Raw genomic sequence first — 10652 nt, 5'->3', positions numbered from 1 at the left:
GTTGAAATTTTGTTTGAAATTCCAACTTTTTTTGCTTGTTTTTTCTCATTTAACTCAGAAACTCAGGAAATCAAGTCTTCGAATCAAAATGATGATAAAACAGTTCCAAACAAAAAAGTGTTATATCATTGAAGTTTGATACAACACTTTTTTTGTTTTTATTGTTCAGAAATGAATGGTTTATTTTGCATAGTCTACTGCTCTTGTTTCTCTTATAATGCTGACTTTAATCTGCCCCGGATACTCCATCTGTTCTTCGATCTGCTTGGTGACATTTCTCGCCAACAAGGGCAGATAATCATCGTCGATCTTATCGGGTTTGACCATGATGCGTATCTCCCGACCCGCTTGGATCGCAAAGGACTTCTCAACTCCGTCAAAACCGTTGGAGATCTCTTCGAGTTTTTCAAGTCTTTTGATATAGGCTTCCAAGGTCTCGCCTCTGGCTCCCGGTCTGGCTGCCGATATGGCATCCGCAGCGGTAACGAGGACCGCTTCCACGGTTTGAGGCTCGTAGTCTCCATGGTGCGTGGACATTGCATGGATGACTTCTTTAGACTCTTTGTATCTTCGAAGAAGATCCATTCCGATCTCGACATGGGTCCCTTCGATCTCGTGGTCTACCGCTTTCCCGATATCGTGAAGCAGACCCGCACGTTTCGCCAAGGCGGCATCCGCACCGATCTCGGTCGCCATAATCCCTGCAAGGTGTGCGATTTCGATGGAGTGCTTCAATACGTTTTGTCCGTAACTCGTTCGGAAACGAAGACGTCCCAACAACTTTACAAGTTCGGGATGAACACCGAAGATTCCCGTTTCAAAGAGAGCCTTCTCGCCTTCTTCCTTGATGAGGGTATCGATCTCTTCTTTGGCTTTCTTTACCATTTCTTCGATCCTCGCCGGATGAATCCTTCCGTCGGAGATCAGTTTTTCCAAGGCGATTCTCGCCGTTTCTCTCCTGATGGGATCAAATGCTGACAATACAACCGCTTCCGGGGTATCGTCTATGATAAAGTCCACACCTGTCAAACTCTCAAGGGTTCGAATGTTTCGCCCTTCACGTCCTATGATACGTCCCTTCATCTCGTCATTGGGCAGACTTACCACGCTCACCGTTGTTTCCGCGACATGATCGGCAGCACATTTTTGGATCGCATAGGCGACAATCTCTTTGGCTTTTTTCTCCGCCTCGTCCTTCGCTCTTGCCTCCATGTCTTTGATCATGATTGCCATCTCTCTTTGCACTTCTTTTTCCGCTCCGGAGAGGATCTGCTCCTTGGCCTCTTCTACCGTAAGGTTCGAAATGCTCTCGAGTTTGGTAAGTTGCTCGCTTCGAATTACCTCAACTTCTTTTTCTCTTTCTTCCACCATTTTCAGCTTTTCAGAATATCTGTTTTCTTTTTCTTCCAGCTGTCCCATCTTTTTATCCAAGGAAGCTTCCTTGTGAACCATTCTGTCTTCAAACTTTTGAAGTTCGTTTCTTCTCTGCTTGTACTCACGTTCCGCTTCAGATTTTATCTTATGAGACTCTTCCTTTGCTTCTAACAGTTTTTCTTTTTTTACAGCCTCTGCCTCTTTAATTTTTGCATTTGCATCTCTTTTTACTTTTTCAGCTTCTTCATTTGCTTTTAATAAAATACCATCAGCGACTATCTCCGCTTGTTTTAGTTTACCTTCAGCTATTTTTTTTCTAATGATATAACCGATCAGAACTCCAAGAAATGCAGAAAAGGCTGCCATAATGAAGTTTAAGATTGTACCCACCTCCTTTTCTGTGATTTTCCATATTCATTTCTAATTGATTGTTATATCTTCAAAACCTTCTTGAGATATAGTAATATTCTACTTGTTATTAATTTTGATGTCAATGTTATTTCTCAATAAATCCTTATTCTTTCATCCCTATACTCTCAATTATACGCAAAACTCCTTGCTTCCATGGGACAAATTTACAAAAAAACCGTATTTTTGTAACAAAATATGCGAGGTTTGCTATTTTTAAAAACAAATTCTCCATTAAGCCTTTATCATTTTTTAAAAGCATAGTATAATAGTGTTAGAAAAATCTGGAATGTGCGTCTATTCTCTGTAAATTCAACCGACATGATGAATTAGGGAGTCTGATTGTATATTTGTCAAATGACCTGCCTCCTTCGAGTGGACTTCAGAGACAAGTAACGAGACACCCACCTGAGCGCAGCTCGGGCTTGAATTTATGAGATTCCAACGGCATTTCGGATTTTTTGTTTTATATCGATGCCGTTTGATGCGCTCACTCAATGTGATCACAAAGACATCTTCCCCATCATCAAAAATTTGAGAAGTCCGAATCATCGCTATGAAAACAGACATCGCTATAACACGTCTTCGGTAGGAAGTATGTTCCATATTTGAGGAACATACTTTATACTATTCTCCAATGGAAATATGGATATATCCGTTTTTTTCAACCTGCGGAAAATCTCTTTATCTTCTATGGTTACAGATTGTTTATATCCACAACTCAAAGGAAGAATAGTATTATTTATTTCTGCCATTTATATCCTTATTCCTTCAAACCGTTGATAACGACGATTTTTATTCCAAACCGATACAAGTTTTTGTAACTGCAGGATCAAGACGCACCTTTGAACGGAGAACCTCAGTTCTTGGCCCTTATATATCAGGAAATAAAAATCGACCTCAGCTTTTCAGCCAAAGTCGATCTTTACAGTTACATCTGTTATCTTACCGTAATTCTTACGATGTTGGAATTTTCATCCGGATTATACTCTTCTTCAAAGTCGTAGAATACGAAGTCATATTTTCCTACATAGCTGACGCCGTTTTCTTCATACAGGTCCTGAGGGATTTTTTCTCCGTCGGACATAATGTAGATCTGATCAAGCGCCTTGTCATAGCCGTACTCAATGCCTGCCATCTTCATAAGCGGAGCAAATTGGTACTGTGTTGCAAACTGCCCTTCTTCCAAAACTTTGATCGACATAGATTTTCCGGTTTTTTCACTTGTTATGCTGCCCGCTTTTTTGTCGATGATGAGGACATCTTTTACCGGAGGTTCATACAGTTTCATATATTCTTCAAGGTCGATCACGTTGTTCTTTCCAGGGAAGGGAATCGGTCTCAGCTCTACTTTTTTGGTGTCCGTTGTGACCTTCATCGTTGCAGATCCGAAGCCCTTGAAGAGCAGGTTCAATACGACATCTCCCTTATAGGTCGAATCCGTAAAAGTCTCTTTTCCGCTGTATTTACTTCCCGCCAAGGCTTCCTTGATCTCAGGGACCACTTCTACGATCTCCTTCTTGAGTTCGTTATTGTAGCCTTCTTGGATCATCTTGATGCTTGCATCGTTTACCTGCAAGACCTCTTTTAATTCAGCAAGAGTAAGGACTTTGTCGAGGTTGTTGATGATATTGTCAAGAGAGAGGACTGTCTGGTCGATAAAATGATCCGAGGTCATATCTACGCTAAAGGTCCTTCCTTCTTTCTTCATTCCAGTCTTAAATCCGATCAAGTCGCCCACCTGTTCCATCTTGGAGTAAAACTCTTTCCTCTTGGAAGGATCGGAATACTTTTGAATGTATGCTTTCAAGGCGTCGTTACTCTTCATGACGGGAAGACCCGAAGCATTGTCAAAGGACATCTGCTTTGTGCTGTCGATGAGCAGATACTCCTGTTTTACCTGTTTTACCGCTTCGGGAATTTCTTCTCCCGTCGCTCTGAAGATATCTTCGATATAATTCTTGCTGATATAGAGCTTGGTCCCTTGCATATAGATCTTCACGCTCGGAATGTTGATCAAGCCACCTTTCTCTTTCAAAGAGAAGTTTACTACCCCTTGTTGCAATTCTCCCTTCGGATTGAGGTTGTAGGAGTCCCCCGTCAAAACAAACTCCATCTTATCCTTTGGATCTCCGGTCGAAAAAAGCCCTGAGGTCTCTACGGAAAGTTCCATGTTTACCTTAGACTCCGAAGCCTCCCATTGAGAAACCTTTTCGATCTCTTGAAGGTAGGATTTTTCTTCAGGCGTACAGCCTGCAATTCCCAATACCATTGTCATAGACAACAGCAGGGCAGCCAATTTCTTTTTCATCTTACGATCATCCCTTCTGTCAAATTATTTAAATGTATTTATATTTCAAAGCGACATGTGCCATGGATATAGCACATGTTGCAGAAATAACAATCTTTCCTTTATCATAGGGTACTATCTTCCAAAAATTTTTTTGATTGCCTGATCGACGCTTCGTACTCCAATCAGTTCCATGTTCGACTTGTCAAACCCCTTCACCTGATTAAAGGGAAGAACGACCTTCTTGAAACCCAACTTTTCCGCTTCAGCGATCCTCTTGTTTGCGTTGTGCACACTGCGGATCTCACCAGTAAGTCCGACCTCTCCAAAAATGACTGTATCTTCTCCGACCGGAATAGTTCTATAAGAAGAAGCTACTGCAATAAGAATGGCGAGATCTATGGACGGCTCGTTATTCCGAAATCCTCCTGTCAAATTGACATAGATATCGTGATTTTGGATCTGAAATCCCGCTCTTTTTTCAAGCACTGCAAGTAGCATATTCATCCGGTTGTAATCGACACCGGTAGCTGTCCTTCTCGGCACGGGAAAAAAGCTTTGCGAGGTCAGTGCCTGCACCTCGTTCATAATCGGCCGACTTCCTTCCATGGTAGCAACAATTACGGAACCCGGTGTATTGATGGGTTTTTCGCTCAACATAAGAGCCGAAGGATTGATAATCTCCTTAAGACCTTCTCCTGTCATCTCAAAGACTCCCAGTTCATTGGTAGAGCCGAAACGATTTTTGACCGCCCTGATCATCCGATAGGAATGATACCTTTCTCCCTCGAAATAGATCACCGTATCGACAAGATGTTCCAAAACCTTAGGACCTGCCAAGTTCCCTTCTTTTGTGACATGACCGACGACAAAAACACTGATCCCTCTGCTCTTTGCAAGTTCCATCAACCTCGATGTCACCTCTTTGACCTGCGATACCGAGCCCTGAATGGAGTTGAGTTCTTTTGCGGATATCGTCTGAATCGAATCCACAATGACAAAATCGCTACCGTGATTGTTGATCTCCGATTCGAGCTGTTCAAACTCATTGGTGTTACAGATCATCATCTCAAAACTTGATGAAAACAGACGATTGGAACGAAGTTTGATCTGGAGTTCCGACTCTTCTCCGGATACATAGAGAACCTTCTTCGTCCTGCTGATGTTATAAGCTACTTGCAAGAGAAGGGTCGATTTCCCAATTCCGGGTTCTCCTCCGACCAAAACCAACGAACCCTTTACAATACCTCCTCCAAGCACCCTGTCAAACTCTCCTATGCCTGTCGAAAACCTGACTTCATCCTTATGACTTATCGAAGAGATCGATATCGCCCGGGAAGATAGACTCCCTGCCTTCTTCTCTTTTGATTTGAGAACTTTTGCGGAGACGATCTCTTCTTCAAAAGAACCATAAGCATTACATTCGGGGCAGATTCCATACCATGACGAGGACTCTAAGCCACAAGATTGACAGATGTATATTTGCTTTAATTTCGCCATCTACTTCCTCACTGTCCTCTCCACCTTTGTATGTTCAAAAAATTCTTCCCCTCTCATTTTATCATAATAAACTTCACAATATAAATATATTACACAAATTCATAAGAATACCACACTTTTAATACAAAATCGAGTTTTACACTTTTTATGCTGTTTTTCAATAAAAAAGCGGTTATATTTGGTTTGTGACTTCGAGTATTCGTTTTATACGAAAATCCAATTAAGATGTCAGGTGTATGGAAGGTATAGAGATAAATCATAATTTATAGTAAATGAAGGTGCAAACGGAACGAGGACATTTTTGGAGAAAAAATCTGATGCCATCAAAACTTCTTAATACTATTCCTCGATAGAAGTATGGTTATATCGGTTTTGTAACCATAAAATTCCTTTCATCCTGATTACAAATCAATGTAATCCATAACTTAAGGAACAACAGCACAATCCCCTTTCCGTTCTATGTACGAATGTCAATGCTTTTCTTCTATAAACGATGCTATTGTCTGTGAGTTATATAAAAAATACCGCCAAATTTTTTTGACGGTATTGCTAAGCAGAAACCCATTTGTCTGCCTGTTATATAATTTCCTCTCACAGAATACAGGTTCTTCTCCATGAAATATAAGCAAAAAGTAGATTTCACACAGACTTTTGACATCTTGAATAGAATTTTTTCAGCTGACTACACTGTAATTACGCAACCCTCTGCCGGAAGGAATTTTTACAAAAAAGTTGAAACAACTGTAAAGCTGTTCAAAATTCATATAAGGTCTTTGATACAGATAGACCAGGTTGGAGAGGATAAATTCAGTCAACTTACTTGCTGTAAGGACCGTATGAATTCCGCCCCTTTCTTCTTCGTTTTCAATCATCGCCTCGACCGTGGAAAAAATACTCTGATTTCCTATGCTTTCTCTAAGAAGATCATTCTTGCTCTTCATGGTATGTATCTGATAGGCTTCACATACATTAAAGAACTCGGAAAGTTCTTGAAACGTATGTTCCATCTTCTGTTCAAAGTCTATATCCTGTTCAGATATCATTTTTATCCTTCCGCAAAAATTCTTTAACTCCTCTTCATAGAGTGCAAGGAAGAGTTCGGACTTACTCGGAAAGTAGTTATAAAAGGTCCCTACTCCGATATCACAGGAATGTGCAATGCTTCTGATATTAAGCGATTTTTTTCCCTGCGTTCTCAATATCCTGCTTGCTTCTTCCAAAATATGTTCTCTTACATTATTGATAATCTTTGGCATAACACAACTCCTCTCACCTTATCCTCCTTTGACCTTCCCTTGAGGGAACCGGAACTTAATTGCAAAAAAACCGGAACCTAAGCAATTAAGTTCCGGAAAGTACAAAGAGTTTTAAGGAAAAATTAAAAGTATATTGTAAAGCAAGCTGAAGGCTTAGGGGAACCTTCGGCTCGACGTTTACACACCGTAATCCCAAGCACTTCAAAACAAAGCCTCTATCCAAGAAAAACAAAAACATCTGTCTCTTGGAGTCAGATGTCTAAAAGGCAAACAAAGCGCTTGATAAACCTCCTTCTCATATCCAAGTGAGAACTTAACTGGAGCAAGTCTATGGCAGGTCTCCTGGCTAACTTCATCATACTTTGTTCCCTTCCCGTTTCTCACAGTGGTTATTCATCAACAAAGCACTCCGTCTTACAGTGGCTGGACCGCGTCGGAATCTTACCGAACTTCCCTTTTAAGTATTCGTATCCAAAGAAGATAGAATACACCATACACTTATTATTCAGTTGTCTGACTATAAGATACCACAAACCCCAAGAATCTTCAAGGGGGTTTTGATAAATTTTTATCTAAAGGAGCCGAACCCTATCTGTCGAATTGCCTCATACACTCCGATCGCCACGGAGTTGGAAAGGTTTAAACACCTCATTCTCTCTTCATTCAACATGGGGATGCGAACCATGCTTTCTTTATGAGCTTCCAGGATGTGGTCGGCTATTCCCTTGGTTTCCTTACCGAAGATCAAAAAACATCCGTCCTTATAGGATACTTCATCATGGTTCTTACTCGCCTTCGTCGAATAAAAAAAGAACTGTCCACCCTCGTGTTGCTTTTCGAACTCGGCATAGTTGTCATAGTAGAAGATCTCGACCAGATCCAAGTAGTCCAGTCCTGCTCTTCTCAGCTTTTTTTCTTCCATCGAAAAACCCAAGGGCCTGATCAAGTGCAAGTTAGCTCCCGTACATGCACAGGTCCTTATGATATTTCCGGTATTTCCCGGTATCTCAGGTTCGATCAAAACGATATTTACTGGCATCTATCTGCTTACGCCCCCTTCCAAAATATAACGCATTGCCTTGGAAAACCCTTCTTTCGTATTGGTATCCGTCACATAATCCGCCATCTTTTTGAGTTCATTGCCTGCATTTCCCATCGCGACACCGATCCCGGCATACTTGAGCATCGATGCATCATTGAGATGATCTCCAAAGGCAATGATACGTTCGGGAGCAATTCCATAGCGTTCACTGATTAATTTTAATCCTCTTCCCTTGGATACTCCCTTCTTCATAATCTCCATATTTGTATCGGAGGACTGCACCACTTCCAAATCCTCCATCTTCGAAAGTATGTTCTTCCACTTGTCAAGAATCTCTACCTTCTTTTCCAGGACTACCAGTTTCAGAATCTTGCTGTCTGTTTCAACGACCTTTTTAAAGTCCTCCGTAATTTCAACATGGATCCTGTCTTCAGGCTCCAAGGTCCGGTTCAGTCTCAAGTAATGTTCTACCAGTCCCGTGGGCTTTTTGGAATAGATGGTCTCAGCATCGTAAATACAGTAGAAGGCATCTTCCCGATCTAAGTAATCCATCATCGAAAGCAGGGCCTCCTCGGGAATCCGCTCTTCAAGCAATACTTCTCCCGTATCGGTATGGCGTACATAGGCCCCGTTGCACGAAATGACGTAGTCCTTTGTTTCCAAACTCTTTGCAAATAATGAGGCGGAACGATAGATCCTTCCCGTTGCAACAATAAACCTCATTCCTTTTTTTATCAGTTCACGAACACTTCGATAGGTCTCGTCACTATAGCCGGCGACATTCTCGAGCAGCGTTCCGTCCAAATCGCTTGCAATCAATTCAAACATGTTCTCTACCTCTCTTCTCTATCCGTTCAGATATTCCAACACACAAAATCCGTCCCTGCAACTAAGTTTGCTGACCTTCGCATTATCTACTCTAAAATTCCACCGCAAATGATCGTCCCCCGCCAAAAGCTGTGAAAGAATGAGACGAAGCACCCCCGCATGAGAAACGAGAGCGATGGCTTCATAGCCCTTTTGTTGTGAAATGTAGACAACCTCTTCAAGCCCCGCCTTTACCCTCCGAGAAAATCCTTCTTCCGACTCTCCGCCGGGAAAGGTATAGGTTCCTGCCTGACTCATCATCTTCTTTGTTTCCTTTGGATATCGCTCTTCGATCTGTGTATAGGTCAACCCCTCGAACAAACCGAAATCCATTTCCTCCAAGGCTTTTAAGGTTTCAATTTCTTTGTTGAGAACTTTTGCCGTATCGATCGCCCTTTTTCTGGGCGAAGAAAAGATCTTATCCAAGGATATCGCTTCAAACTTACATCGAAGCTCCTCCAAGGACTTCCTGCTTTCAGGCAGCAAAGGGCTCTCCGTGCGTCCCAAAAAAAGCCCTTTTCGATTGGCATCCGTCTCTGCATGTCTAATTAAATATAAGTCCATAGGATCACCCCGCCCACATAATAAAGCAACAGATACATCAGTTCACTAAGTTCGCAGACCGCTCCCAAGGTATCTCCTGTAATTCCTCCTATCTTTGAGTTCACAAAACCATTGAAACACTTTACGAAAAGCAAGGTCGCAACAAAACAGATCAAGTGCAAAACAAGAGTCTGTGTATCAGCAAATACGATGCATAAAGCCGAACTCAAAAGAAGTGCTCCTACCAATACCTTATAGAAGATCTTTTTGGACACCTTTCCGATGAAAGGTCCTCCCATACCGTCTTCCCTGGCATATCTGCCTTTATGGCAAGAATATACAAGGGACAAACGCCCCAGCACCGGTACAGTTAAAAGCAGAAAGGGAGTCTCCACCGCATATTGAAGGTAATAATACCAAAGGGCTGTCTTTAGGAGAAGAAGAAAAAAAACGGCAAGGATTCCGTTCGTTCCGACATGAGGATCTCTCATGATTTCAAGCATTCTCTCCTTGGTTCGATAGCTGAACAGAGAATCAAAGGTATCGCCCAAACCGTCTATATGTAAGGCCCCTGTCAATGCTACCGAAGTCATAACAATCAAAATAGAGGTAATGACAGGATCAAACACAAGACCCGATATCCATGCTGCTAAAGCGTAGATTATTCCCAAGACCAAACCGACAAGATGAAAGTACTTCATAATGACCGAGAAATCCTCCAGTTTCATATCGGGATGGAAGGGAACGGGAAGTTTCGTCATAAATCCCAAAGCAACCAAGAACTCTCTATACACAAACCTCACCGTCCTTTTTGATCCTCATTGCAATACCGCTTACCAAAAAATAGACCTCATCCGCTCTTGCACTTATCCTTTGGTTCATACGTCCGATAATATCCCTATATAGTCGCGACAGTCTGTTTTGAGGTACAATACCCATTCCAAGCTCATTGCTCACAATGATCAAGGTGGACCCGGAAGAAGCTACAATCGACAATATGGAATCAATTTCTCTTCCAATTTCTTCTTCGCGACGATTCACCTCATCCATATCCGCCGTTTCATAATCTATATAGGGCTGTATAAACATAAGATTTGAGACCAACATAGTAAGACAATCCAAAAGGATTGTCTTATCTTTGCTCACTATATCGGGCAGAGAAGGAGAGATCTTCGTCCGGCACTCGTAGGTGGTCCAATTGGAAGGTCTCTGTTCCCTGTGTTTTTTGACCCTATCTTTCATCTCCATATCTCTTATTTCCGCTGTGGCAATATAGGCTACACTCGTTTTACTTTTTTTACAGAGTTCTTCCGCATACAGACTTTTTCCGGATCTGGCTCCTCCGGTCACCAATATGATCCTTCCCATAATT

General features: G+C 41.8%; 9 protein-coding genes, 1 other RNA gene and 1 riboswitch. Of the genes, 1 reads left to right on the top strand and 9 read right to left on the bottom strand.

Annotated features, from left to right (window positions below; all coding sequences use genetic code 11):
• Positions 1-180: 180 nt before the first annotated feature.
• On the bottom strand, positions 181-1764 hold the full coding sequence (rny, locus tag ACFO4R_RS03035; RefSeq protein ID WP_379787532.1) for a ribonuclease Y: 1584 nt from the start codon (positions 1762-1764) through the stop codon (positions 181-183).
• 296 nt (positions 1765-2060) lie between these two features.
• Here rny and ssrS point away from each other — a divergent pair.
• Positions 2061-2245, top strand: a non-coding RNA gene (gene ssrS, locus ACFO4R_RS03030) — 6S RNA.
• Between the two features lie 477 nt (positions 2246-2722).
• On the opposite strand, the gene ACFO4R_RS03025 is transcribed toward ssrS, so the two are convergent.
• From ACFO4R_RS03025 to cobU, 8 genes are all read right to left on the bottom strand, one after another.
• The gene (locus ACFO4R_RS03025; RefSeq protein WP_379787531.1) at positions 2723-4093 is read right to left on the bottom strand and encodes a hypothetical protein; all 1371 of its coding nucleotides are present in this window, start codon (positions 4091-4093) and stop codon (positions 2723-2725) included.
• 114 nt (positions 4094-4207) lie between these two features.
• The gene (radA, locus tag ACFO4R_RS03020; RefSeq protein WP_379787530.1) at positions 4208-5572 is read right to left on the bottom strand and encodes a DNA repair protein RadA; all 1365 of its coding nucleotides are present in this window, start codon (positions 5570-5572) and stop codon (positions 4208-4210) included.
• 674 nt (positions 5573-6246) lie between these two features.
• On the bottom strand, positions 6247-6828 hold the full coding sequence (locus tag ACFO4R_RS03015) for a TetR/AcrR family transcriptional regulator (protein ID WP_379787529.1): 582 nt from the start codon (positions 6826-6828) through the stop codon (positions 6247-6249).
• 315 nt (positions 6829-7143) lie between these two features.
• Positions 7144-7338, bottom strand: a riboswitch (cobalamin riboswitch).
• 58 nt (positions 7339-7396) lie between these two features.
• The gene (locus ACFO4R_RS03010; protein ID WP_379787528.1) at positions 7397-7867 is read right to left on the bottom strand and encodes a tRNA (cytidine(34)-2'-O)-methyltransferase; all 471 of its coding nucleotides are present in this window, start codon (positions 7865-7867) and stop codon (positions 7397-7399) included.
• Positions 7868-8698 (bottom strand): Cof-type HAD-IIB family hydrolase, encoded by an 831-nt coding sequence (locus ACFO4R_RS03005; protein WP_379787527.1) that lies wholly within the window; start codon positions 8696-8698, stop codon positions 7868-7870.
• 18 nt (positions 8699-8716) lie between these two features.
• A complete protein-coding gene (locus ACFO4R_RS03000; protein WP_379787526.1) occupies positions 8717-9301 on the bottom strand; it encodes a histidine phosphatase family protein in 585 nt (194 codons plus the stop codon).
• Positions 9286-10074: an adenosylcobinamide-GDP ribazoletransferase gene (cobS, locus tag ACFO4R_RS02995; RefSeq protein WP_379787525.1), complete on the bottom strand. Its 789-nt coding sequence runs from the start codon at positions 10072-10074 to the stop codon at positions 9286-9288. The genes ACFO4R_RS03000 and cobS overlap by 16 nt, the downstream gene beginning before the upstream one ends.
• On the bottom strand, positions 10067-10648 hold the full coding sequence (gene cobU / locus ACFO4R_RS02990) for a bifunctional adenosylcobinamide kinase/adenosylcobinamide-phosphate guanylyltransferase (RefSeq protein ID WP_379787524.1): 582 nt from the start codon (positions 10646-10648) through the stop codon (positions 10067-10069). Before cobU ends, cobS begins: the two co-directional genes overlap by 8 nt.
• Positions 10649-10652: the final 4 nt, after the last annotated feature.

The sequence above is a fragment of the Filifactor villosus genome (assembly GCF_042652965.1).
Lineage (GTDB): Bacteria > Bacillota > Clostridia > Peptostreptococcales > Filifactoraceae > Filifactor > Filifactor villosus.
Note: the sequence above shows the minus strand (reverse complement) of the source record. Positions and strands in the feature narration are given on the sequence as shown.

Bases quoted from the DNA above. Each gene is read 5' to 3' on its own strand.
- ACFO4R_RS03025 (WP_379787531.1), bottom strand. From the start codon at position 4,093: ATGAAAAAGAAATTGGCTGCCCTGCTGTTGTCTATGACAATGGTATTG.
- radA (WP_379787530.1), bottom strand. From the start codon at position 5,572: ATGGCGAAATTAAAGCAAATATACATCTGTCAATCTTGTGGCTTAGAG.
- ACFO4R_RS03015 (WP_379787529.1), bottom strand. From the start codon at position 6,828: ATGCCAAAGATTATCAATAATGTAAGAGAACATATTTTGGAAGAAGCA.
- ACFO4R_RS03010 (WP_379787528.1), bottom strand. From the start codon at position 7,867: ATGCCAGTAAATATCGTTTTGATCGAACCTGAGATACCGGGAAATACC.
- ACFO4R_RS03005 (WP_379787527.1), bottom strand. From the start codon at position 8,698: ATGTTTGAATTGATTGCAAGCGATTTGGACGGAACGCTGCTCGAGAAT.
- ACFO4R_RS03000 (WP_379787526.1), bottom strand. From the start codon at position 9,301: ATGGACTTATATTTAATTAGACATGCAGAGACGGATGCCAATCGAAAA.
- cobU (WP_379787524.1), bottom strand. From the start codon at position 10,648: ATGGGAAGGATCATATTGGTGACCGGAGGAGCCAGATCCGGAAAAAGT.